We start from the raw sequence: 25,390 nt of genomic DNA, 5'->3' as shown, positions 1-25,390 counted from the left end.
TTAGGAATATCATATATTTGACATGATATTTCAACCTATAGATAAGAATCTATTAATTCAATTAACATATGCAAGCAAAGATAGATGCATTCATGGAAGAAGTAAGAGCTCGTAACGCACACGAGCCTGAGTTCTTACAGGCAGTACAAGAAGTTGCCGAAACTGTAATCCCATACATAGCTAAAAATGAAATTTATAACGGAAAAAATATTCTGTTACGAATGGTTGAACCTGAGAGGGCTATTATGTTTCGAGTACCTTGGGTAGATGATAAAGGAGAAATCCATGTAAATAGAGGATATCGTATCCAGATGAATTCTGCGATAGGACCTTACAAAGGAGGGTTGCGTTTTCATCCTTCTGTAAATATAAGTATTTTGAAATTCCTAGCCTTTGAGCAAGTGTTCAAGAATAGTTTAACTACCCTTCCTATGGGAGGAGGTAAAGGGGGATCTGATTTTGACCCTAAAGGAAAATCTGATGATGAGATTATGCGTTTTTGTCATAGTTTTATGAGCGAACTTTTTAGACATATTGGTCCTGATACAGATGTTCCTGCGGGAGATATAGGAGTAGGAGGTCGTGAAATAGGATTCTTATTTGGTATGTATCGTAAGATGCGTAATGAATTTACAGGAGTACTGACCGGAAAAGGGCTTACTTGGGGTGGATCATTAATCAGACCAGAAGCAACAGGGTATGGTACGGTGTATTTTGCTAAAAATATGTTAGAAACCAAAGGAGAGTCTTTTGATGGAAAGATCGTGACAATCTCTGGGTCAGGAAATGTTGCACAATATGCAGCAGAAAAAGCGACTCAATTAGGAGGAAAAATAGTAACACTTTCTGACTCATCAGGATATATTTATGATGCAGATGGAATTGATGCAGAGAAACTAGCTTTTGTAATGGAGCTTAAAAATATAAAAAGAGGTCGTATAAGCGAATATGCTACTAAGTATCCGTCAGCAGAATTTCACCAAGGAAAAACGCCTTGGGAGGTAAAATGTGATATAGCCTTACCATGTGCAACTCAGAATGAACTAGATGGCGATGATGCAGCAACACTGATTGCTAATGGATGTGTTTGTATTAGTGAAGGAGCGAATATGCCAAGTACTCCAGAAGCTATTGCAGCTTTTCATAAAGCTAAAATTTTCTTTGCTCCAGGTAAAGCATCGAATGCAGGAGGAGTAGCGACATCTGGATTAGAAATGACGCAAAACTCATTACGATATAATTGGACTCGTGAGGAAGTAGATGATAAATTAAAACAAATCATGGAAGATATCCACTCTGCATGTCTTGAGTACGGTACGGATGATGATGGATATGTAGATTATGTAAAAGGAGCAAATATTGCAGGTTTTGTAAAAGTAGCCGATGCAATGCTAGCACAGGGAGTGATCTAAGTATACGACGTCCTTAAAATAAAAATAAAGCCGTTTAGATAACCATCTAAACGGCTTTATCTATAAATTATATATATATTCGCAACTTTTATATAAAGTCCTACCCAGTTCTATACTAATCAATTTAAACTATTAATTTACAGATGAAAAAAAAAACTGATTACATTTGGGAAAGTATGTATACTCTCGATTTTAATGATTACAACTTCTTGTAATAAGGATGAAGAAGTGATTTTAAGTGATGATAATTTTATTACATTAGTTAAACTAACAAGCGGAGATTTTTCGAAAGATTTTAAAATTAAAGATAAGAAAGTAAGTGGTGTAGTTCCTTATACGGTTAATGATTTGGAGGTTGCATTAGCAATTACTATTTCTGACAAAGCCACTATAACGCCAGATCCAAGCACTATTAGCTCTATTAAAGACCCTATTAATTTTACTGTTACTGCTGAGAATGGAGAGAAGAGTAATTATGTGATAGATATAAAAAGGGAGCTAAGCCCAGAAAAGGCGGTAACATCTTTTCAAATAAAAACATCTTTTTTTGAAACGAATGTAGATATTGATCAAGAGAGTGGAATAATTAAAAAAAGAGTGTTACCGAAGATTTCTTTAACTTCATTAACTCCAATGATAACAATTTCAGACAAAGCAACAATAAGCCCAGATCCAAAAACGATTTCTGATTATACAAACCCAGTTGTATTTACAGTTACAGCAGAAAATGGAGAAAGTAAAGAATATAAAGTTGATCTTCAATTGATGGATAAAGATTTTTCCGTACAATGTGATATTAGAAATGCTTCGAAATGGTTTGGCGGTGATGATAGAGTTGTGCCTGAATACCCTGAAATAGGTCCCAGAAATGTCGGTACTGGTCAAACTATAAAAGTAAAGAAAGATACTTATCCGATAAAATTTGGTTTTTTCTTAACGGATCCATTTAGAAGTTCTCAAACTGGAGCTCTTTATTCTAAAAATTTAGAATTAAGATTGGATATTAGAAATGTAGATGGTGTTATTGAAAAAACGTTGAAGAAGAATGTGTCTGGCCCATTTAATGGAGGTTGGATAGATTTTGATCTATCTTCTGCGAATGTATTTCTTAAAGGAGGAGAAAGTTATAATTTTACTTGGTATTTGGTAAAAGGAGAGGAACTAGGTATCTCTAGTGGTACATCTGGTAATAATAATGTTGATTCTGGTCTTTGTGGAGCTACTGGCTGGAGTGGAACGTCTAAAGAAAAACTTAAGACTTCTCTTGAGGATTGGGATGTTTGGTATGATCATCCTTGGCATTTCAATTTTAGACTAGAGGGTAAGCAATAACTTAAATATACAATACTACTTCCAAAAACCGTTTAAGAATCTTCTTAAACGGTTTTTTTTAATTTATTTTAGCTTAGTTATGATGATCAACTCACCAGCAATAGTAATCCATTCTTTACGCTACAGCGAAGCAGACTTAATCGTTTCTTTATTTACAAAAACTAGTGGATTAAGATCTTATTTGATAAGAGGTGTTTTAAAATCTAAACGAGGAAAAATTAGAGCATCATTATTTCAGCCACTTACGCTATTAGAAATAGAAGCATTTCATAAAAATAAGGGATCATTAGAGCGAATTAAAGATGCTAAGATTAAATCAGTATACACTACATTACATACTGATCTTATAAAAAACTCGTTAGTCTTCTTTATAGCAGAAGTACTTAAAAATTCGATACAAGAAGAAGAAGCGAATATCGATTTGTTTGAGTATCTCGAAACTGCTTTGATATGGCTAGATACACACAATACTATAGGTAACTTTCATATTACATTTTTAATTAAATTAACTCAATATTTAGGTTTCTATCCAGATGTATCTCATATAGAAGGAGCATATTTTAATCTTGAAGAAGGTGTTTTTCAGTTCAGCAGTAGTACTATGTATTGTGTATCAGGAGATCAGGTAACCTATTTTAAGAAATTTTTAGGAACAACTTTTGAGGATAGTATGAGTGTTAAACTATCTAAGGGTATACGAAGTGAGCTTCTTACTATGCTATTAGTATATTTTGAGCTACATTTGTACAGTTTTAAGAAACCAAAATCACTATCTGTTTTACACGAAATTTTTAATTAAAAATGCGATTGCTTACTCTTTTTTTGCTAGTCATATTACTTCCATTATTTGGTAATGCTCAAAAAATTACGATATATAGTGCATCAAGTAATATGCCTATTCCTAATGTAGCAGTTCATAACAAAGATAAGTCTAGGAGTGCGATAACAGATTTTGATGGAGTTGTAGATATTTCTGCATTTTCTGATACAGAGATGTTATACTTTGCCCATGTTTCACATATGGGGTTGCAGAGACTCAAATCTAAAGTGATAAAATCACATTTTTTGTATTTAGAACCAGATGAAAATCAGCTATCAGAAGTTATTATCTCAGTTTCTAAATGGAAGCAAGAACAGAAGGAGATTACTCAAAAAATTGTGAGTATTTCTTCTAATGAAATAGCATTGTCTACACCTCAGACTTCTGCGGATTTACTACAAAATAGTGGACAAGTATTTGTTCAGAAAAGCCAACTAGGAGGAGGTAGTCCTATTATCAGAGGTTTTTCTACAAATCGATTGCTGTTAACTGTAGATGGAGTACGTATGAATACAGCAATCTTTAGGGGAGGTAATGTTCAAAATGTACTATCAGTAGATCCGTTTACTATAGATAGAACCGAAGTGATCTTAGGGCCAGGTTCTGTGGTATATGGTAGTGATGCTATAGGAGGGGTGATGAATTTTTATACAGTGCAACCTAAATTATCAAGTGAAAAGGAAAAACATGTGTACAATAGTAACGCTCTTGTAAGATATGCTAGTGCTAGTAATGAGAAAACAGGGCATATAGATTTTAATTTTGGATCAAAAAAATGGGCATTTTTAACGAGTGTGAGTTATACAGATTTTGATGATTTAAAAATGGGAAGTCACGGTCCCGATAATTATTTAAGAAATGAATATGTAAGAACCGTTAATGGCGAAGATGTTATAGTACAAAATGATGATCCCAAGAAACAAGTTTTTACAGGGTATAACCAAATTAATGCATTACAAAAAATATATTTTAAGCCTAATGGAAATTGGGATTTTAATGTAAGTCTTATTTATACAGAAACTTCTGATTATCCTCGTTATGATCGTTTGATACGAAGAAAAAAAGGAAACTTAAGATCTGCGGAATGGTTTTATGGACCACAACGTTGGTTAATGGGAAATTTTCAGGTATCCCAAAAATCTAGAAGTATATTATATGATGAAATGAAAATTACAGCAGCATATCAGTATTTTGAAGAGAGTAGGAATGATAGAGGTTTTGGAAGTGCTATCTTGTCAAAAACTAAGGAACAAGTAGATGCATATTCTTTTAATTGGGATTTTGAAAAAAAACTCAATGATAAAACAACTCTATACTATGGGTTAGAATATGTGTTAAATCAAGTATACTCTAATGGATCTGAGCTTAATATTGATACTAACAGTATTGAGGATGCTCCATCTAGATATCCAAATGAATCTACTTGGCAATCTATCGCTGTATATACGAGTTTAAAGCGTAAACTAAATGAAAAACTAAGATTTCAGGGAGGATTACGATATAATAGAGTTATTTTATACTCAACATTTGATACCAAGTTTTTTGATTTTCCTTTTACAGAAGCAAATATTGATACCGAGTCAGTTACTGGTACAGCTGGATTAAGTTGGTTTCCTAATACGATGATACAGTGGAAATTGAACTTCTCTACAGCTTTTAGAGCTCCTAATATTGATGATGTAGGTAAAATTTTTGACTCTGAGCCAGGTTCGGTAGTGGTGCCTAATCCAGATATAAAATCTGAATATGCCTATAATGGAGAATTAGGGGTGCAATTAAATTTAGATACGAATCTATCTTTGGATCTATCGACATATTATACATATCTTAATGATGCTTTAATCCGTAGAGATTTTAATTTAGATGGTGTGACAGAAATTGAATTTGGAGGAGAATTAAGTAATGTACAAGCAATTCAGAATGCCGCAAATGCTAAAATATATGGATTAGAAGTAGGGTTACAGTATAAATTCGCTAAAAATTTTAAGGTAAATTCTCAATATACTTTTGTTGGAGGAAAAGAAGAAGATGATAAGGGTAATCTAGAGCCATCAAGACATGTATCTCCGCAATTTGGAACAACAAAAGTTAGCTATATATTGCCTAAACTTACTGTAGATGCATTTGCTGTTTATAATGGAAAACTAGATTATGAGAATCTTTCTTCATCAGAGCAAAATAAGAGTTTTTTATATGCAACAGATAAAAAAGGTAATCCATACTCTCCATCTTGGTATACGTTTAATCTAAGAACACAGTATCAATTTGCTAAAAGTTTAAAAGCAATAGTATCTATAGAAAATATTACAGATCAGAGATATAGATCATACTCTTCTGGTATTACAGGAGCAGGAAGAAACTTCATTGTATCGCTAAAGTACACATTATAATAGAAATTATGTATTATTTAATGACTGAGTATGATAATTTAAAAATTAAGTGAAAACGTTATAAAAAAGCTATTTTTTTGAAAAACACATTATTTATATTTGATATTGATGGTACGCTTACTGATAGTGTACCTATGTATTTGATGTCAGTTACAAGATCATTATCAGCTATGGGTATTTCTGATATCGATACAGATTATAATAATTATAAACACCATAGCGACAGCTATGCACTGCGATATAATTATGAACTTAATTTTAAAGAAACACCTCCTGATAGGTTATTAGAAGATTTTGAAACTGATTTAGTGCATCAAATGAGTGTATTTAATCCTGTAAAAGAAATCGAAGGAGCTGCATCATTACTTCAGGAACTAAGAAACCGGAGCATTCCTTTTTGTTTTGCGACAGGAGCATTACCAAAACCAGCGATGATTAAACTAGATCAGTGTGCGCTATGGTATGATGAGAAAGTATTAGCAACTTCAAAAACACATGAATCAAGAGAGGGTTTTGTAAAGGATGCTATAGAGAGGGCAAAAAAATTTTATGATCATAAAAATTTTGATAAAATCATATCAGTAGGTGATGGTCTTTGGGATTTAAAAACGGCTCAGAACTTATCACTCGACTTTGTAGGTATAGGTGATAAAAATAGAACATTACTTTTAGAAAATGGAGCAGAGAATTGTTTTTCTAACCTATTAGAATTTAAAAATTCATTGTTCTAGTTCTTTTCGGGTCTTAATTTTTTTATCAAATTAGTATCAAAACTTCTTTTAATCTCGGTAATTTGCTTTACATTTTCGTTGGGGATGGTTATTGATAACACATAGTGCTTTATTTTCCATCCGTTAGCTGTTTTTTGTAGTACACCACTACCGCGACAAACACCCATTTGTGTATCTAGTAATTCGTCAAACCACGCTAGATTAGATGTATTGTCTAAAAAAATGTTTCTTTCTAGAGTAGAGAAACTCCACGCTTTTCCTTTATCAAAATAGGGTTTAGAGAATGCTTTAAATTCAGTATTATCCCAGTTTTCTGTAGGATCAGTTCCAATAAAGATCGCATCTTTGGTCATTAAGCTAAAATAGCTCTTGTAATTAGCATCGGCAGCAGCTTTATGCCATTGTTCTATGATTGTATTAATTTCATTATTTTGTTGCGAAAAACAATAGCTAGATGTTAATAGTAGTGTAAATAAAAGCTGTTTTAGCATAACTCATTATTGTTTTTTAGGATCTCCTTCAGTTCTTAAAAGTTCTTTTTCAATAGCATCTGGTATTGCTAACGATAGTTCATTTAATTGTATGATTAAGCTATTATATGCTTTGATTAGTTTACTATTAGCTGTCATGATTTTTTTTGAATCAGGATTCTTTGTTTTTGCAATCAGTTTTAATAAACCTGTTTCTGTAGACAATACGCTAATACGAGAGTTAATCGTATTTACATCTAATGTTTTGTCAAGGTTCTCTTTGAATATATTAATCAATAAATCAATACTATCTGCATGTTTATTGACATAAAACGGATTTGCATTGCGTAGTGATGCAATCATATTTTTCATATTCTGAAAATCTTCAAAATTTTCAAGACTTTTAGCAGCTTCTGGAGAAAGTTTAAGGAGTTCTAATTTAATTTTTTCTTTAGAAAGACTATCAAGTTTAGCAATAGGTATTTTTTCATTTGTATTAGTAGTATTGCTTTTTTGACAACTAAAACAAATTAGTAAGATTCCTAAAAAAAGAACTATTCGCATTTTGTGTTTTTTAGTAAAGACTCAAAAATAGCATATTTATATCAAAATGATAATACTATAACAATCAAAAAATAAACATACCTGTATACAAGCTATGATAAATGATGAGAATCATTTAAAACTTTTTATGTGTTATGATTTTTATGGTTTCTATGAAGTCTATTATTTTTTGAATAATCATTTATTTACTGAAGTATAACGAATTCTAATTAGATGCCGATGAATTCTAAAATAGACCTGATTTAGAAAAGAGGAGATAGTACTTTTAGCCTTAAATACTCAACTTATTTTTATAAACAATTAACCTTTTATAATGGTTAAAATTACATTAACACAAACTCAATAGTATGAAAAATTTAAACTCAGGAAAAAATATATTTTCGAGTATCTTAAAAAAAGTAATTTGTACAGCTTTTTTAGTGATTATCTCTTTTTCTTCTTTTGCTCAGGAGAAAAAAGAAGTTGTTATAGGAACTGTAAATAACTTCTCACAATCTTCAATTTATAGTAAATCAACAGGACTTAATATTAAGCTTCCAGATAATCAGGTATATAGCCTTAAGATTAATCTTAGGAAAAACGATGAACAAGGATACTTTGTGACGGGTAATGTCTTGGGCAATAAAGCTAAGACAGCTAAAGCAGGTAAAACTACTGAACCTGTTTTTAGTTTTATAGAAAAGGATGGTAAAGTATCTGGAGAGATTATATTTTACGATCAGAAAAGAGCATATAAGATCTCATCTAACAATAATGGACAAGTATTGGCTAGTGAACAAGATATCCATAGTATATTATGTGTAGATTTTGAGCAACAAAAAAGCGCAATTAATGATGATTCTGATTCAGGATCAGTACAGAAAGCGCAAGTACAATTAGAGAGTCTTCCTGGAGCGTCTCATGTGATTTATCTTGATTTTGATGGAGAGGTAGTTTCTGGTACTCGATGGGCTGGTGGTAAAACAATTAATGCACAACCAGCAGGCTTTAGTGATGAAAAAATTCTTGCAGTATGGAGAATTATGGTTGATGACTTTAATCCTTTTAATATAAATGTTACTACCAGAAGAGATGTATTTGATGCGACTCCAAAAAATAGAAGAATGATGGCGATATTTACACCAACAAATGATGCTGCTCCAGGAGCAGGAGGAGTAGCATATCTAAATTCTTTTAGTTGGAACTCTGATGATCCATGCTGGGTATATAACTTAGGAACAAGATCTGCAGGAGAAACAGGATCTCATGAGGTAGGTCATACCCTCGGTTTAAAGCATGATGGCACAAAGTCTGGAACAGAATATTATTCTGGTCATGGGCAGTGGAGTCCAATAATGGGGTGGAGTGCTAATAAAACATTAGGACATTGGAGTAAAGGAGAATATAATAATGCCAATAATACTCAGAATGATTTAGCTATCATTTCTAATTCTAGAAATGGTTTTGGTTATAGAAAAGATGATCATAGTAATACAATAAGCGGTGCTACAGAATTAGTATCTGATGGTAATGGTAATGTACCTAAATCAGATAATGAGGGGATTATAGAAAAAACTTCTGATAAAGATGTATTCTCTTTTCGAACTTCGGGAGGAGAAGTGAGTTTTTCTTTTGACCCTAATCCATACCACCCAAACTTAAATATAAAAGCAAGATTATTAAATAGTAATGGAGATGAAATTACATCTTCAGATCCGCAAGGATTAAAAGCATCTATCAATACGAATCTACAGAGAGGAACCTATTATATCGAAATAGATGGAGTAGGGGAAGGAAATCTATCTACAGGATATTCTGATTACTCTTCTTTAGGATTATTTTCGATTTCAGGTAAATACCCTAAAGAAAATGTTACGGATACTGAAGCACCGAGTGTTCCTAGTAATTTAGTAGCCTCTAATGTTCAGGAAACTTCTTTATCTCTATCGTGGAACGCTTCTACAGATAACGTTGGTGTAACAGGGTATGATGTTTACCAAGGTGATGTATTGATTACTAGTGTTAGTGGTACATCATATGGGGTAACCGGATTAACTGCTAATACTAAGTATGAGTTTAAGGTACAGGCTAAAGATGCGGCGGAGAATGTTTCTGGTTTTAGTACTATAGTATCTGTAACTACATTAGAGTCCAAAGATACTGAGGCACCAAGTGTTCCTAGTAATTTGGTAGTTTCGAATGTTCAGGAAACCTCTTTGTCTCTATCGTGGAACGCTTCTACAGATAACATTGGTGTAACAGGGTATGATGTTTATCAAGATGATGTTTTAATTACTAGTGTTAGTGGTACATCATATGATGTAGCAGGATTAACTGCTAATACTAAATATGAGTTTAAAGTACAGGCCAAAGATGCGGCGGGGAATATTTCTGGTTTTAGTACTATAGTATCTGTTGTGACCAAGGAAGAGAGGCCATCAAATATTTGCGATGGATTACAAGAATGGGCATCAGGAATACGTTATGCAATTGGAGATCGAGTAGTTTATAAAAATAGTGCGTATGAAAGAACAGCAAGTGGGTGGAAAAACCTTGGAAAATGTAATAGTAATTCATGTACCGGAGTTGATGAGTGGGCATCAAGAGTTCGTTATAACTCAGGAGATCGAGTAGTATACAGAGGTGGTTTATGGGAGAAAAATGAAACAAGATGGACATTTATTATCTCTTGTGGTGATGCGCAATCTGGTAAGTCTGATTTGGTGGGACCATCAGAAAAAATTAGTGTATACCCTAATCCAGTACGTGATAACGTTCTAAATATTTCTTTTAGCCCCTCTCAGGCAGCAACATATAGTATTATAAACATATTAGGAAAAACAGTAGCTAGTGATTCTTTTACCTCTTCAATAGAGGTAGATCATTTACCAAAAGGGACGTATATCTTAAAAGTTACTTCTGGTGAAACACATCATATTACTCGGTTTATAAAACAATAAGTGAGTCGTGAAATACAAATAATTTTTTAGATTAAGTTTAAAGGATGTGAAAACAGTTATAGTTATTCGTTTAACTATAGCTGTTTTTTAATTTGTTTATACTCTGGAGTTGCTACCTTTATTCGGGCAGAGCATACTTTATCTCGATGGTTATTATTCTTAAACATCTGTTTTTTGAAATTTTACATTGTAAAATTTCAAAAAACCACAACATTACTGCTGTGGATTACTTATATATTGTATTGCTTACTCATACTGCTACGGTTTATAATCTGCCCAACCATATTTATGATATTTTTCATTAGGCATAAATTCTGCTGCTCCTATATCTAGATCGCCAGCACAAGGTATACGATATTGCCCCCAAGCTACAGGGGATGACTTACCTGTCTTATAGCTTGTCCATGTACCTAAAAATTCGTTATTTGCATAAGAGTCTCTATCACTTTCGATATCATCATATTTTAGTAAGCCATTATTATCTACAAACCATTTTAAAACCAGTATTCCATCGAAAAAACCTGTCGCACTATATTTAGAATTTTCAGAAAAGTAAAATTTACCTTTTACTATACCTTGATTTTTAACTTTTCCTTCCATCCAGTCATCTACCCCGTATGAAAAATCCTTAAAACAACAAATGTTATCTAATAAAATATAGCCTTCAAAACTTCTTTTGTTTTCTCCAACAGTCGTTTCTCCTATAACATTATATTTGTCATCTACAGACTTATCTTTTTTAATAGAATTAAAGTTTATTCTTAGTCTTTTTTTAGATTTACCTATATAACCGATATACAAAGTTTTATCTTGTAACAATATACCACTAAAATCATTTTTTCCATCTTCTGATATAATGCATTCTTTTAATTCTGTGCCTAATCTATTTACAAAAGTATTATACCATAATTCTGCACTGCAATCTTGAGAAAAAGTATTGAACGTAGAAAATAAAGTTGTAAATAAAACTAGTATTCTTATGATTTTATATTTCATCTTTAATCATTACTTTGACATTGTTGATACCATTTTTCTCAATATAAGAGATTAATTCATAGAACATATCAGTACTACTTTTGATGCCTACCACTTTTTCATCTTTTTTCTTTAACCCTTTACCTGGCAAAAGACAACCTTCTGAATCTTCGCCATCATTACCCACATGAATTAAAATACCTCTATCTTCAGATACTTTATCATTATATAATTTTGGAAATCCATTTTCAAGAATGGGCCTTCCCTTTTTAACATATTTATTCTTAGGAAAATTATCAGAAGTATGCCATGTAAGGTTATAAGTACCAACAGGTATTCTTTTGTCTTTACCACTTTTTATAGTTTCAGCACCATATGGTTCTGCTATATACCCCTTAATTTTAGTTCCGCCTACTTCAAAACTACTAATTGTTGTACTATTATAATTGCTGCCAGTCCAATGCTCCCATTTTCTCGTAATTTCAATTACTCCTTCATTTCCACAAATCAGTTTCATATGCTCTACAAAAGCAATAGGGTGTAGATGATAAATATTGTTACTATCGCTAGGAAACTGTCTTGGGATTCGTTCTTTCTCTAATTCGTCGAACTCATTGCCTAATAGTATTTCTTCTGCACTTGTTCCTTTAGGGAATATTCTCTTTTTTGGGTTGTATTTACTATCTATATAGGCTTCTCTACGTTGTGGCATTGCTATAATATCACCACTTGTGATTTGATCCCAAAAGCATAGATTTTTGATCTTATCTTCTAGTAAGACTATTTTGGCATCACGGGCTTCTGTCATTGCCTGCTTTTCTTCTGCTACTTCTTCCTGATCGATACCTTTTTGGTAAATTGCAAGTACTTCGTCTTTAAAATCAGCCATATTGTTGGCAGTATCCCACTCACTGGCATGCAAACAAATTAGCTTGCTTAGATTGTATATAGCGGATTGTGAGGTCATGGCTTTTCTTATATCGTTATCGCTTACTCAGATCGCTACCAAGTTACAAACTTTACGATGGGACGCTAAGTCGGGAGACTTTGCAGCTGGGGAATAAAACTTTAAGGTCTCCAATAATCTGCTATAATCGTAACACCATCTGTAGGAATTTCTAATATCTTACCAGTTTCCTTGTCTGCTCTATAAACTTTATAAATCTCTGTAATGATCTCTTCTTCGTCTTCATCCCATGATTTAGCAAAAGCTACTAACTCCTTATCTATTTTACCCTTGTATTGGATACCATCAATATAGTACTGTGAACCTTTAGGAATATTAGTATAATCTATTTCTGTATAGTTGACTATTTTATTCCCATTTACCATTACTATGTATTTTACTCCTTTACGCCTACTAACCCCTTCTCTAATTTTCTCAATAGTTTCTAGAGTATGTAAAGCAAAATTCGAATATTTATTATTAAGTTCTTTTTCATTAGTCTGATCTATAATAGTATGCCAACCGACATCTGAATATTTTTTAAATTCCTCAAGTTGAGACAATTTATTGTCAAAGGTTTTCTCAATAGCTGTTTTTTGTTTAGCAGTATCCTTTGTCTGTTGATGATTAACAGGTGTGCTTTTTTCCTTGGGTGTTACAACCTTAGAAACGGTTGTGTCAGGGGTATTCTTACAGGCAATTAATAAAATTATCAATACAATATTTAAAAACGTATTTTTCATAAGCTGTAAATTTTTAACTACCATTCTGAACTTGGGGTATACCCATCTTGTTTACTCATCGTATCGCCTTCTTCTTCATTATTGATATAGTCTTTCAATAATTTCATAGGTTCTTTTTCTTTGCCTTCAGCTATATCATACATAAACAAATGGAGGTGTGCTGTATTTCGGTGTTGTACGGCATTACCCGTCATGCCAACATAACCGACAACATCACCTTTTTTAAATAATGTAGATGTCCCTTTTTTAAAGGTTTTTTTAGCAATATCTAAATCCACGACCATTTTATCAATAGTCAGGGTATTAGCTGTAGGGTTATAGGTTACCTTATACCCCTTACCACTTACATTCTTACCATTTTTATCTTTAAAATGGATGGTTCTAGTATTTAAACATGATTCATAAGTATGGTATTCTCTTGGATAATAATCCCCTTCTTTTGCTGAACCTCCTAAACAAAATTCAGTTTCTTCAAAATGAATCATATGACAATACCCAATTATATACTTCTTCTCCTTAAATTTAACTTGGAAATTAAGATTAAAACCTCCCGCTTTCGTTTGAAAAGTATGCCTCCCAATGTAAGTAGTATCCTGACAAGCATAAATAGGTGTGCCAATAGGTGCATAAATATCTAAACCGTGATGCATTCTAGTGCTTCCAGAGCTTGTTTTTCTTCGTTTAATTGCCCTACTACGATCTGTGTCCCATCCTTTATGTTCACTATGTATACCTAAATGTCCTCCCGGATAATGTCCTCTAACCTGTGGATTCACGATAGGGTCATACCAATCCCCATGATCAGGTTCATATCTAGGCGCGGTAATGAGTTTCATATGTTCTACAAAAGCAATAGGATGTAAGTGATAAATATTGTTACTATCCTGAGGGAACTGCCTTGGGATTCGTTCTTTTTCTAATTCGTCAAACTCTTTGCTTAATAGGATCTCTTTTGCACTTGTTCCTTTGGGGAATATCCTATGTGTTGGGTTGTACTTACTGTCTATATAGGCTTCTCTACGCTGTGGCATAGGTACTATATCGCTACTGGTAATTTGATCCCAAAAGCATAATTTTTTGATCTTATCTTCTAGCAAGGCTATTTTGGCATCACGAGCTTCTGTCATTGCCTGTTTCTCTGCGGTTACTTCTTCTTGATCGATACCTTTTTGGTAAATCGCAAGTACTTCGTTTTTAAAATCAGCCATATTGCTGGCAGTATTCCACTCACTGGCATGCTGACAAATTAGTTTGCTTAGATTGTATATAGCAGATTGTGAGGTCATGGCTTTTTGTAGTTCGTATACAGAGAGTACTTTGTCTCGATAGTTATTGTTCTTAAACATCTGTTTTTTGAAATTTTGCAATGCAAAATTTCAAAAATCCACAACAAAACATTGCCGTGGCTTAACCTTATATTTGTTACCGCTTACCTCATACCGCTACCAAGTTGCTAACTTTGCAGAGCTAGATACTTATATTGCTTCAACTTCATCAATTTTAAATAAATAAAACTTATTATCTTCTTTTCTAAATAAAAAAGTTATACCATAATAAGCTTCAACTCCATTTCCAATATCTGTAGACCTACTATATGTTACATCGTATGAATCATTATCTGTTTTGTTATAAGGTTCGCTTTCTAAAATGTATTCTATGGATATGCTTTTTTTAAAATCATTGTAAGTTTTAATAATTTCTGATTCTCCTGTCATTGTATATTCTAAAGGTAACTTAATGTTAGATTCAATGAACTCATCATCTTTATTTTTTACCGCCTTTTTAAAATCATCAAGGAAATTTGAAAAATTATATTTTTGCTCTGATTTAGAATCTAGTTTAGAAACTTCTTTTTGAGTTTTTTCTACTTCAACTAAATCAATAGGTGGTTTATTTATCCCTTTTTTACAAGATGTTAAAGTAAAAAGAAAAAATAATAAGTATAATAATCTAACGAGTACTTTCATTTTTGTTATCTGATTTTACGGCTTTGCCAGCCAGTTCGTTATTTAATCTGGTTATGTCCACTTCTTTTAATTCTGTATTATTTCCTGCAGGATAACCTATCGGTAAAAAGAAACCATTAAACTTCTGCTCTACCATTACTGATTTTCCTTCAGATTTGATGAATTGTTTAAAAGTACTACAGACTTTATCAGTATAATATCTAGAATACTTAATTCTATTACCCTGATTACCTCCTAAACAGATCAAATCTCCTTTCTTATCCTTTCCATACAAAAAGCTTACATGACCAAAAGATGTTTGCTTACCATTACTTTGTACATAGTTTGTAAATAGTACAATACAACCAAATTCGGGTTCTTCAATACGTTTAAATAACTTGCCTTCATTCCATAATACACTTTGAGAACCTGCTGACTTAATATTTTTATTTCCTGACTCATTTAAGCACCAATTTACAAATGAAGAACACCATGCTGTAGAATGAGTTCCTTGTGGATAATTAGCATAGGTATGATATGACTTGATCATACTGCTTAGAGGGCTGTGTTTTTCTTCTATATAATTAGCCTTTTTAGCCTCTGCCAGTGCTACCTCTAACCACGGGGGTGTAGTTGGTGCAGATATCAATTTCATATGTTCCACGAAAGCAATCGGATGTAGGTGATAAATATTGTTACTATCGCTAGGAAACTGTCTTGGGATTCGTTCTTTTTCTAATTCGTCAAATTCTTTACCTAATAGGATCTCTTTTGCACTTGTTCCTTTAGGGAATATTCTCTTTTTTGGGTTGTATTTACTATCTATATAGGCTTCTCTACGTTGTGGCATTGCTATAATATCACCACTTGTGATTTGATCCCAAAAGCATAGATTTTTGATCTTATCTTCTAGTAAGACTATTTTGGCATCACGGGCTTCTGTCATTGCCTGTTTCTCTGCGGTTACTTCTTCTTGATCGATACCTTTTTGGTAAATTGCAAGTACTTCGTCTTTAAAATCAGCCATATTGCTGGCAGTATTCCACTCACTGGCATGCTGACAAATTAGCTTGCTTAGATTGTATATAGCAGATTGTGAGGTCATGGCTTTTTGTAGTTCGTATACAGAGAGTACTTTGTCTCTATCTGTATCAAAGGTAGTTAATTTTTGCCATACTTTTTTTACCAAATCTTTTGGGTTTTTGCTTGTTACGGTATTTCCAAATTGATAAAAATATATGTTGTCTGGGTCTTGCAATAGCTCCCATCCAAAATGCTCGCTAGTCCAGTCAAAAGGGTTTATTTCGGTAAGCTCACTTTTTTTGATCCACCCTTGTTTGTCTGTATGTGTTTTTTTACCTTTTACTTTCCACCATTCTATAGCATCGTTGTCTTTGATATTGGCAGTTTTACGTATACCAATATCCTGAGTAAGTGTAGTGTCGGTATCGGTGTCGGCGGGTTCTTTTTCATAAAACGTGGTTATATCTGCGGTTAGAGATACCCATTGCTCAATTTCTCCTGTGACTTCACTAGAAGGTACCCAATATTTTTGACCTGATTGTACAGTGCCATACCCAATTATTCTTTTGCTACCTGCAAGTTGTTTTTTTAGATATACTTTAGTGTTTTCATTTGGCAAAAGGTTTTCGAGTTCGTTATTAACAGTATCAAAATGTTCTTTTATAATGGTATAGGTTGATTTCGTTTTTTTCTTTCCGTTAACATATATTGATCTTTTTTTGGTCCAGTGAAGGTGGGTTGTTTTATTGGCTATTTCATAAAAAACGTCTTCAAATCCGATTTGTGTATAATCACCCTTAGTCTGGTAAATTTTTACTTTGGTATTGGCTTTTAAAAAATTGCAGGGTTTTGCCAATTGTAGTGTTTGACCGCTTGTTGCGATATAAGTTGTACGGCTATTGTCTTTTTTTACATTATTGATCAGGTTTTCTATTTCTGTATCATCTGTAAATACCTCTAAATGCAGGGTGTTGTAATATTTTTGTTTTTCGAACTCATATTTGCCAGGGATACCGATAACTTGCCCTGCTTTGATAGATGTATCTACATTTTGTGTCGTATCAAATACGACATCGTCTTTTGTTTTTTTGCTTAGAGGAGTGCAGTCTTTTACCAGAATGTATTGTTCTGTCTTTTTGATTTTATACCAGTTTTTATTTTTTGTTTGTTCTATTTTTAGCTCGGTATCCTTGCATTCCATCCCAATATATGTACCTTCGATACTATCAAATATCATGGCTCCTTTTGTAGTCGAAGTAGTAAAACGATCTTTTTCTTTAGCGGTATGCTTTACCATCCAGTTGTTATCGCCTTTATTAATCAGGTAATTTTTATTTATGCATATTTTTTTTGTTTTGTAAACACATACTTTATATACCTTTTTGTATTTTTCGACAGTTTTAGTCCAATGTGTATCAGGCACATTTTTTTCTTCTTTTATTACACTTCCTCTGGGTATGAACATGTATTCTGCTGTTCGTCCATTATCTGGATAAGTATCTTTTACTTTTGGACTATACCTTCTCACTATAGTTCCCAGTGGGACTTTGTCTGTTTTTACATTGATACTATATTGTGCATATAAATCAGGAACATTACCCGTTTGTTCCATTTGTTTTTTTGGTAACAGGTGCATATACAGGCTATAAAAGCGTATTTTTTGTTTTTTTGGGGTTTCAAAATGGTGTTGTATCAGGATAAAACTGTTGGTATATTGTCTGTCTGTATCTTTTTCTGTGAGATAATCTTTGGGTATTCGATAAGCAATAATCCTACCATCAGCAATGGCTCTTACGGTACTAGATCCTTCTATATGAATACCACCATGCCAAGAGTTTAGTCTACCTATAGGAAAAAATCCAAAACGATTTTTATGCCCATAATACTTAGCGATTAACTCTTCTTTTGTAAACTCATCTGAGTCAATATGGTCTGATGGGAGTATAGGATAGTCAATTTTCATAGTTACTTTTCTTTATATACTAAAATCTACTAAACTAAGATATCCATGTTTTTTTGCCTGTTCTCGTAACTCTTGTTGATTGGCTTGTGCTTCTCTGGTATTGCCGAGTATTCTATTAACAATAGAGATGGTGGGGAACGGTATTTCTGCAATGGGCATCACTGCTCTTGGTTGGCTACATCCTGTACCGATTAGTACGGTAGGGTTGCCTTCTGTAATACTACCGCCGTGTGCTGTGGTATCGCCTAGGGTACTGGCAGGTTTACCACCGATTAGTACAGAGGATACTCCTGTAACAATAGTATCTGGTGGTCCTACGCAGGTACATAGATCTCCTATAATGGCGGCGGGTTTATTGCCGATTAATACGGTGGGTACTCCTGGGCCTATTACGGGGCCTCCTACATGGGGTACGGTACCTGTACACATGGGACATAGGTGCATACTGCCTACTGTGGTTGCTGGTCCTGGCATAGTTAGTTGATTTTTGCAGTTACTTGTGTAGTGATGTGCTGTGGTGTGGTAGTGAGGTTACTAAGGTAGGGGGCTACTTTAGCTATTGATAGGTAAACAGTAGTAGTGGTTTGTAATGACATGTTGTATCGGTTTAATGAGTTTTTATCGAATGTGTTTTTTTGTTGGTATACTAGTATATTTAGTGTATTCGATATATTATTCCCAAAAGTAATGCTATATAAGCAAGGGAACAATACATTAATGAGGGGAAAAAGACCCTTTTTTTTAAAATTTTGTTTCTCTTTTATGATATTAAAAGCTACGTATTTAGTTAAAGGTTAAAATCCTTCAATTTTATTACAGTTACTTTAGTTGCGATACACATTTTTACAGGTTTGTCTTTCCGCACCTGATGCAGAATCGATAATACTCGTTATAAGAATGGATTTTAAATCTATAGTGGTTTATTCTTTGATATGATTTACAGGTAGATGTTTCGCATAATAACAGGATTAAAATTGTATTCAGAACTATCTGAACACTACCCGGTATAAAATAATACAACAAAAATGATCTAAATTATATTTTAATGAACACTCCCATTCTTTTTTTCTTCCATAATATCACAAAGTTAAATGTTTATACTTGGTGACACACTTTACTGAAGAGTTTCTATACTACCCAGTGTTTATGAGGGTTCGAAGGTTGCTAAGAAGGGTTCGAAGGGTCACTGAGGTACTTCGAAGGGGTATTGAGGTACTTCGAAGGGGTATTGAGATAGTTCGAAGGGTTGCTGAGGTAGTTCGAAGTGATACAAAGGTAGTTCGAACCACCTTCTTTAGGGTCAGCAGCCCTTATAGGATCAAAAAAAAGGGTGAGGAGATGAGCTCGAGGCATTAACTTATCAAAAAAAAGGGTCAACTGATCAGCTCGATTTGATAATTGATCACTTCGAAGCGGCAATTTATCAGCTCTAACTACCTCTGACTGGCTCGGAGCCGGTATCGAGATGGTGTACCTCCCTTATCATTAGAGTGTAGATATAAGGTATTGATATAAAAGTTTACAAATTAATAATTAAATCCTAGTATATAGGGGTTAGATGCCTTAGAGAGGTAGTTATAAATATTCCTAAAGTATTTTGGAGTAGTCTTGTAATATCTCTATAGCATACCTATACTGGTTGTAAATACTTCAATTAGGGATAGTAACCACACATAATTTAAGAGATATTAAAATTATATATTTGTAACTACATAATAGTGGATAGGTGTCTAATTGGGCGTATGTGGCTAAAATAGAGCTCAATGATAAATTAATAAAATCTTGAAAAATTAAAAAGTATATAAAAAATAGGGAAGATTTAATAGGCCTTGGAGCTTTATTCTTAATGTACTACTTACTGGTTTGGAATATATTATATACAAACGGAACTTGGTACTTGCCCAAAGGTGTAGTTTTTAATGTGGTATTGCTATTTAGTTTGTTAATTAGGGTTATTCCAGCAGGTTATGCTTTTATAAACTCAAGAGAAATGAATAGAAATGCTTTATTTTGGGTTTTAGTTACATTTATAACCCCCTTTTGGGGTCTTGTGATTCTGTCAAAGCTTGATTATAACTTTGATCCTGAAGAAGTAAAATGTAGATCTATAGTAAAGGAGTTTAAAGAGAAATTAAAGACTTTAAACAGAGATTATTATTGGAAAACTATTGATAGACGAAGTTATCAGATTAAGAGATCAAATCTTCAGAAGGAGTATAATAGTAAAATAGAGCAAGCTAAGAAAACATAGAACGTGTGTGTTTAATCGATAGATTATTAATTTTAATTCTCTTATCTTAGGCTTGTTTCGAAATTAGAACATCTTTTTGGATGCATATTTTACGCCCTTGGCTTGGGTAGATTGTTTCTTACATTGTAAGAACTAACGATTTAAATGATGTACTAATAATGAGTTATAGCATATCAGATTACTGATAGCATAATTTATTAACTCTATTATAACGTAGATTGTAGTAGAAATAATACTAAAATAATATAGGTTTGTCCGTTAAACTAATTTGGGAAAAATAAAGGATGAAAAATATTTTTATAGTGTTAAGTGTTGGAGTTATTGCTATTGGTATTATGATTGGATGTAGTTCTAATGATGAGTCTTCAGGTAATGAAACCCCAGATGTTTTGCTTATAAAAGAAGGGAAACTTTTGAGTTTTCCATTATTTAGTATACAATCTACAACAGTAGCTATTGTTGATCCTAAGATTGTAGATAATAAAGAAGTAAAATATGGCGAAATTAAAATTACAGTGCCTAGTACTACGGATTTAGATAAAATAAGTGCATCAATTACATCTTCAGAACTTAATCTGAGTAAGTTTAGTATTTCTCCTAGTAATGATGTACAACTGTCTTATACTGATGAGAAAATAAATGTTTATACCATAACTAAAGCTTTAGGTAGTAAAGAAGAACTCTTGCATTATAATGTTAGTATTGTAAAAGAGGTAGTTGTTCAGCCAGAAACTTTAAAAATAACAAAATTTACATTCGAAAAAAGTAAAAACCCAAGTTTACCTAATGATATAGGGATTACTAAGGTTATTGAAGATACAGGATTAGATAAAATATACGTATTTGTACCATTAGGAACAGATTTTACAGATTTAGTCCCTACAATTACTTATGATGGTGCAAAACTGTACTATTCGCAAGATTCTTCGCAAGCGCCAAATACTGCTATTACAGAATATCCGGCAACGGGTAAAAGTATAAATTTTAAATACCCCAATCCTTTTATTTTGTCAGTTAAAGATAGGAATAATAAAAAATCTAAAACAACTACTGTTATAGTAGATGTGGTAAACCCTCTTAAAGTGGAAACAATATCTGTTACAACCCCGGATGTGATAGAAGGAAATTCTAAAACATTCGTAGTTACGAAATGGATAAATCAAGGAAATCATATGCTTGTTTATGGGAAAGCTGATACTCAAGAAAATCAAAATCCAAGTACTCCAACACAAGTGATTAGAGTAAGAAGAACACTGCCCCCTGCCGGGTTAATACCTGGAGAAAGTGCTGCTATAAGTGCTACTGTTATTGCAAAAGATTATCCAGAAGGAACTTATAAAACAACTGCTGTATTCTACCCTAGATTAAAATATAATGAAAAAGTAGATGATGTATTACAACCAGCCAAACTAAATGTAACTGCTAAAATTGTGAAGTAATACCAGTTGTACTTTGAAATTGTTATGAAAGAAAAAAGAGTGTTTTTATTATGATTAGCTCAAAGTATAGGTAATATCGTTTTTGGAATCTGTAGTTGTGATCTTAGTTGGATGATAGGAATTGATTAAAAAAATCTTTCAGATAGAATGATTTTTTTATAATGAAATGAATGAAAGTTGTGTCAATCTTTTGATAGGCTGAAAATAATAAGGTTTTTGATTGAAAAGTTGTTTGTCTTTGATGTTGTTTTCTGTCGAAAATTAATCTGACTGACGTTTTTTTTACATGTATTCAATTTATGGAAGTGATAAAGGATGTTTGATGCGATTTTATATGTTTAGTAGGCTTTTGGAGATAGTAGTGTTAGTAAAGATTAAAAATAAAAAATCATGAAAAACAAAAAATCAACATTTTACTCAGTATTCTGTGCTTAATTACTAGTTTTAATTTGTTAGCCCAAACAACATCTTTGCCATCGGATGCAACAATTTTAGAAATAACAGGAAAAATCACTAATAGCAATAATCCTGAAAAAAGACCTATTAAAAATGTAATGCCTGCAAATCAAATAGAGCTGATTCATCCTGGAGATGATGGTGAATCTGTGACACAAATAAAATTAGTAAGAAAAATGACTACTAAGCCTATAAGTGAGTCTAGTGCAGGAGTTACTAATGGTTTAGGAAGTGCTATTAAATATTTTTCATATTGGGGAGATTGGGAACAAACTGAAATTGCTGCTATGCATTTTAGACGATATTTTACAGAAAACAATTCAACAGATGATTCATATCATTGGGAGAATGAAGGGGAAATTCTTTTTACAGTAGCTGACTGGAATGCTACTTCAAGAAAAACAGTTGCCAAAGAAATTTGCAGAATAAACCCTAGAGGATTATTTGTAAATACTAATATATGGTGGGATAGTGTTTTTAATGATAATTATAGGCTAATGACCATAGAAAACCTTGAGAAGTATATATCACAAAACAAGCGTCTTCCAGAAATTAGTACAGAAGAGACTATATTAAAGGAAGGAATGAATCTAACTGAAATAACGCCTCAATTAATTAAAAAAAATGAAGAACTAACTCTTTATGTTATAGAATTAAACAAAAAGAACAAAGAACTTGAAAACAGACTAAAAGCGCTAGAAAATGAATAAAATACATTTAATGCTATTCTTATTTTGTTTTCTGATTTTTCAGAATTTTTTTGGACAAAAAATAGACAATACTTCTACACCATATATAACGTCTAATCAAACAATATTTCAAGATATTTTTATAAAGAGTAATAATTCAACAGTGGAGTGGTCTACCGATTTTGATGGTGATAATATATCAAATGACATTGTAAGAACTACAGTTCTCCATAGAATAGATACACCTATCGAATTAGAAGTTGAAAATATTGATTCTAACAAAATGTATACTTGGAAAATATTTAGATGTACAAATGCAGAAGACTATAAGACAACTCAACAAATTACTAATGCCGATTTAAATATTGTCATTACCCAAAATTGTGAAAATAATTCTTCCGAAAAGAAATATATAAAAACATTAGAAACCAGTTTAAATAAATTAAGGTTAAGGTTTAATAAATTAAACGATCCTATTACATGCATTAGCTTTAAACATGATATCTATGATACATATATTATAAACCTGTATGAAAACGGGAATTATATTGATTATATGTATGTTTTTATTATATATAAAGAGGAGAGGAATAAAATAATTGATTTTGATAACCCTTATATTCCTAATCCTGAAATTCCTAGTCAGGGTACAGATGGAGTTGGTCATAAGTCTTTCAAAGAGTATAGATATCCCCAAGTAGGTGGCTTTGGAGCTGTTGAGATTCTTCATACAGATGGGAAAAAACATTTTGGTTGGTTTTATGATGATGGAAACTTAGGAAGAAATTCTCCGTCTCCTAGGAAGGGATCAGGTATGATGAACAATACCATTCCATCCAGTAATGATCTTCATTCTGATCATATTAATAGTCTAGGTGATTTATATATAGATAATTCAGGTAACGTCATTAAAGATTACTTCTATAGTAGATCTACTAGAAACCCATTTACATATTATACTCATAACAGAAAAGATACTGACTATTATTATGGCATTAGTTTTTATATCGATTCTAAGTTTAAAACTGATTCTTTAGATTACACTATTCTACTTAACATTCATCAAGAGAAATACCCTAGTGTAGTAAGAGAAAGTAATTCTGCTATCTTGCATTTGAGTTATGTAGATGACAATACTTTCTCATTTGGTTATGGTCTTTCAGAAATATCTAGATTTTCAAAAGAGTTCTATTTAGAGAATTCAATAAGTGGTCGTTGGATAGATGTGATATTTAGATTTAAATGGCAGAACGTAAATAAAAATCATGTGTCAGATGTAAATACTTTAACTCCTTTCGAGTTCCCTCATTCAAATTTCAATAAAACTGATGGAGTAATGGAAATGTGGATAAGTAATGGACTAGATGACAATTTCCATAAAGTGAAATTCGATAATGCAGTAGGAGGTTATCATGCAACTCCAGATCCTAATGATAATGATCTGAGATATGGACCATCTTTAAGTTTAGATAAAACAATTGTTTACGGTCCTAATATGGATAATAGTATACCTTTATATTTTGGGTTAACACAATACCGAGAACTGAAAAAAGAATTCAGACCGATAGTAAATGGTGCTACAGCTCCCAATGGACAAGTTGTAAAAGATGGCACCATATTCGCAGGAAATAGAGTCCCTATTAATATCACTAATACGGTGTATTATGATGAATTAATAATAAATGATAATCTTCAACCAGTTTTAAATCATTTTGGGAAAAAAGTAGGAAATCCATCAACCTTTAAAAAAGATTTAATAATAGGCAAGTCATCTAATCTAAAAAAGATTAAAACTCTAAACGATTCTTCAAAAAAAGAAGGAAAGCCTATTATATATCCAAACCCCTTTTCTAATATCATTCACTTGAAATCATCAGAAGGCATAATTAGTTATAATATCAAGGGTTCAAATGGAATAGCATTAATAGTATCAAAACAAATAATCAATAAGGATATTAATCTCGAGTTTTTGAAAACAGGAATATATATTCTAGAATTACTCAGCGAAAACGAAATATTTCGTTATAAAATAATTAAAAGATAGAACTATCCTTAATCTAGGAGTAATAATTTGTTTTATTGCAGATCTTATAACGTGAATTCGATGTAAGGGCTTGATTTTAAAAAGCCATCAAATTGTATCGACCTTTTGACAAGCTCAAGATGACAAGGCTTTTGATGGAAAATTCACTTGTCTTCGATACTATTTTCTATCGAAAATCACTCTGACTGACGTGAATTTTGTTATATCAAACTCAGGTTTATAGGTGAAAATGTATATAGAGTCATTAGTAGAAACTA

19 protein-coding genes are annotated in these 25,390 nt (G+C 32.4%); 10 read left to right on the top strand and 9 right to left on the bottom strand.

The genetic code is table 11. From position 1 onward, the window contains the following. The first annotated feature begins 68 nt into the window (after positions 1-68). From gdhA to N456_RS11755, 5 genes are all read left to right on the top strand, one after another. A complete protein-coding gene (gdhA, locus tag N456_RS11775; RefSeq protein WP_062057113.1) occupies positions 69-1,412 on the top strand; it encodes an NADP-specific glutamate dehydrogenase in 1,344 nt (447 codons plus the stop codon). Positions 1,413-1,607: 195 nt separating this feature from the next. Further along, complete coding sequence (locus tag N456_RS11770; protein WP_062057111.1) at positions 1,608-2,744, top strand: DUF5018 domain-containing protein; 1,137 nt, start codon at positions 1,608-1,610, stop codon at positions 2,742-2,744. A gap of 79 nt (positions 2,745-2,823) precedes the next feature. Next, entirely contained in the window at positions 2,824-3,543 is a 720-nt protein-coding gene (gene recO, locus N456_RS11765; protein WP_062057109.1) for a DNA repair protein RecO, read from the top strand. A 2-nt stretch (positions 3,544-3,545) separates the two neighbouring features. After that, the gene (locus N456_RS11760; RefSeq protein ID WP_062057107.1) at positions 3,546-5,954 is read left to right on the top strand and encodes a TonB-dependent receptor; all 2,409 of its coding nucleotides are present in this window, start codon (positions 3,546-3,548) and stop codon (positions 5,952-5,954) included. 77 nt (positions 5,955-6,031) lie between these two features. Next, the gene (locus tag N456_RS11755; RefSeq protein WP_062057105.1) at positions 6,032-6,685 is read left to right on the top strand and encodes an HAD family hydrolase; all 654 of its coding nucleotides are present in this window, start codon (positions 6,032-6,034) and stop codon (positions 6,683-6,685) included. On the opposite strand, the gene N456_RS11750 is transcribed toward N456_RS11755, so the two are convergent. Both N456_RS11750 and N456_RS11745 read right to left on the bottom strand, forming a co-directional pair. Beyond that, positions 6,682-7,176 (bottom strand): nuclear transport factor 2 family protein, encoded by a 495-nt coding sequence (locus N456_RS11750; protein WP_062057104.1) that lies wholly within the window; start codon positions 7,174-7,176, stop codon positions 6,682-6,684. The genes N456_RS11755 and N456_RS11750 overlap by 4 nt on opposite strands. A 6-nt stretch (positions 7,177-7,182) precedes the next feature. Next, on the bottom strand, positions 7,183-7,719 hold the full coding sequence (locus tag N456_RS11745; protein WP_062057102.1) for a hypothetical protein: 537 nt from the start codon (positions 7,717-7,719) through the stop codon (positions 7,183-7,185). Positions 7,720-8,066: 347 nt separating this feature from the next. Between N456_RS11745 and N456_RS11740 the strand changes: the two genes are divergently transcribed. Further along, positions 8,067-10,658: a fibronectin type III domain-containing protein gene (locus tag N456_RS11740; RefSeq protein ID WP_062057100.1), complete on the top strand. Its 2,592-nt coding sequence runs from the start codon at positions 8,067-8,069 to the stop codon at positions 10,656-10,658. A 258-nt stretch (positions 10,659-10,916) separates the two neighbouring features. Here the strand turns inward: N456_RS11740 and N456_RS11735 are convergent, their stop codons facing one another. The 7 genes from N456_RS11735 to N456_RS11705 form a co-directional block, all read right to left on the bottom strand. Continuing rightward, the gene (locus tag N456_RS11735; protein ID WP_062057098.1) at positions 10,917-11,654 is read right to left on the bottom strand and encodes a hypothetical protein; all 738 of its coding nucleotides are present in this window, start codon (positions 11,652-11,654) and stop codon (positions 10,917-10,919) included. Next, positions 11,644-12,600, bottom strand: a complete 957-nt coding sequence (locus N456_RS11730; RefSeq protein ID WP_148639305.1) for a DUF5675 family protein — start codon at positions 12,598-12,600, stop codon at positions 11,644-11,646. The genes N456_RS11735 and N456_RS11730 overlap by 11 nt, the downstream gene beginning before the upstream one ends. A 101-nt stretch (positions 12,601-12,701) precedes the next feature. After that, positions 12,702-13,322 (bottom strand): hypothetical protein, encoded by a 621-nt coding sequence (locus N456_RS11725; protein WP_148639304.1) that lies wholly within the window; start codon positions 13,320-13,322, stop codon positions 12,702-12,704. A 17-nt stretch (positions 13,323-13,339) separates the two neighbouring features. Then, on the bottom strand, positions 13,340-14,668 hold the full coding sequence (locus N456_RS11720) for a M23 family metallopeptidase (protein ID WP_062057092.1): 1,329 nt from the start codon (positions 14,666-14,668) through the stop codon (positions 13,340-13,342). Between the two features lie 129 nt (positions 14,669-14,797). Then, on the bottom strand, positions 14,798-15,289 hold the full coding sequence (locus N456_RS11715; RefSeq protein ID WP_062057090.1) for a hypothetical protein: 492 nt from the start codon (positions 15,287-15,289) through the stop codon (positions 14,798-14,800). Next, positions 15,273-18,254, bottom strand: a complete 2,982-nt coding sequence (locus N456_RS11710) for a TIGR02594 family protein (RefSeq protein ID WP_062057088.1) — start codon at positions 18,252-18,254, stop codon at positions 15,273-15,275. The genes N456_RS11715 and N456_RS11710 overlap by 17 nt, the downstream gene beginning before the upstream one ends. A gap of 12 nt (positions 18,255-18,266) precedes the next feature. Then, positions 18,267-18,728 carry a PAAR domain-containing protein gene (locus tag N456_RS11705; RefSeq protein WP_062057086.1) on the bottom strand — a complete coding sequence of 154 codons (462 nt, stop codon included), beginning with the start codon at positions 18,726-18,728 and terminating at the stop codon, positions 18,267-18,269. Positions 18,729-20,100: 1,372 nt separating this feature from the next. Between N456_RS11705 and N456_RS11700 the strand changes: the two genes are divergently transcribed. From N456_RS11700 to N456_RS11685, 4 genes are all read left to right on the top strand, one after another. Next, positions 20,101-20,505 (top strand): hypothetical protein, encoded by a 405-nt coding sequence (locus tag N456_RS11700; protein ID WP_062057084.1) that lies wholly within the window; start codon positions 20,101-20,103, stop codon positions 20,503-20,505. A 284-nt stretch (positions 20,506-20,789) separates the two neighbouring features. Beyond that, the gene (locus N456_RS11695; RefSeq protein WP_062057082.1) at positions 20,790-21,944 is read left to right on the top strand and encodes a hypothetical protein; all 1,155 of its coding nucleotides are present in this window, start codon (positions 20,790-20,792) and stop codon (positions 21,942-21,944) included. Between the two features lie 449 nt (positions 21,945-22,393). Then, positions 22,394-23,110 carry a hypothetical protein gene (locus N456_RS11690; RefSeq protein ID WP_062057080.1) on the top strand — a complete coding sequence of 239 codons (717 nt, stop codon included), beginning with the start codon at positions 22,394-22,396 and terminating at the stop codon, positions 23,108-23,110. Then, positions 23,103-25,133, top strand: a complete 2,031-nt coding sequence (locus tag N456_RS11685) for a T9SS type A sorting domain-containing protein (protein WP_062057078.1) — start codon at positions 23,103-23,105, stop codon at positions 25,131-25,133. Before N456_RS11690 ends, N456_RS11685 begins: the two co-directional genes overlap by 8 nt. Positions 25,134-25,390: the final 257 nt, after the last annotated feature.

Origin of the sequence: Aquimarina longa SW024, assembly GCF_001401755.1 — a bacterium.
Taxonomy (GTDB): Bacteria; Bacteroidota; Bacteroidia; order Flavobacteriales; family Flavobacteriaceae; genus Aquimarina; species Aquimarina longa.
The sequence above is the reverse complement of the archived record's forward strand: the minus strand, read 5'-3'. Positions and strand labels throughout refer to the sequence as shown.

Bases quoted from the DNA above. Each gene is read 5' to 3' on its own strand.
- gdhA (WP_062057113.1), top strand. From the start codon at position 69: ATGCAAGCAAAGATAGATGCATTCATGGAAGAAGTAAGAGCTCGTAAC.
- N456_RS11770 (WP_062057111.1), top strand. From the start codon at position 1,608: ATGATTACAACTTCTTGTAATAAGGATGAAGAAGTGATTTTAAGTGAT.
- recO (WP_062057109.1), top strand. From the start codon at position 2,824: ATGATGATCAACTCACCAGCAATAGTAATCCATTCTTTACGCTACAGC.
- N456_RS11760 (WP_062057107.1), top strand. From the start codon at position 3,546: ATGCGATTGCTTACTCTTTTTTTGCTAGTCATATTACTTCCATTATTT.
- N456_RS11750 (WP_062057104.1), bottom strand. From the start codon at position 7,176: ATGCTAAAACAGCTTTTATTTACACTACTATTAACATCTAGCTATTGT.
- N456_RS11745 (WP_062057102.1), bottom strand. From the start codon at position 7,719: ATGCGAATAGTTCTTTTTTTAGGAATCTTACTAATTTGTTTTAGTTGT.
- N456_RS11740 (WP_062057100.1), top strand. From the start codon at position 8,067: ATGAAAAATTTAAACTCAGGAAAAAATATATTTTCGAGTATCTTAAAA.
- N456_RS11735 (WP_062057098.1), bottom strand. From the start codon at position 11,654: ATGAAATATAAAATCATAAGAATACTAGTTTTATTTACAACTTTATTT.
- N456_RS11730 (WP_148639305.1), bottom strand. From the start codon at position 12,600: ATGACCTCACAATCCGCTATATACAATCTAAGCAAGCTAATTTGTTTG.
- N456_RS11725 (WP_148639304.1), bottom strand. From the start codon at position 13,322: ATGAAAAATACGTTTTTAAATATTGTATTGATAATTTTATTAATTGCC.
- N456_RS11720 (WP_062057092.1), bottom strand. From the start codon at position 14,668: ATGTTTAAGAACAATAACTATCGAGACAAAGTACTCTCTGTATACGAA.
- N456_RS11715 (WP_062057090.1), bottom strand. From the start codon at position 15,289: ATGAAAGTACTCGTTAGATTATTATACTTATTATTTTTTCTTTTTACT.
- N456_RS11710 (WP_062057088.1), bottom strand. From the start codon at position 18,254: ATGAAAATTGACTATCCTATACTCCCATCAGACCATATTGACTCAGAT.
- N456_RS11705 (WP_062057086.1), bottom strand. From the start codon at position 18,728: ATGCCAGGACCAGCAACCACAGTAGGCAGTATGCACCTATGTCCCATG.
- N456_RS11700 (WP_062057084.1), top strand. From the start codon at position 20,101: ATGTACTACTTACTGGTTTGGAATATATTATATACAAACGGAACTTGG.
- N456_RS11695 (WP_062057082.1), top strand. From the start codon at position 20,790: ATGAAAAATATTTTTATAGTGTTAAGTGTTGGAGTTATTGCTATTGGT.
- N456_RS11685 (WP_062057078.1), top strand. From the start codon at position 23,103: ATGAATAAAATACATTTAATGCTATTCTTATTTTGTTTTCTGATTTTT.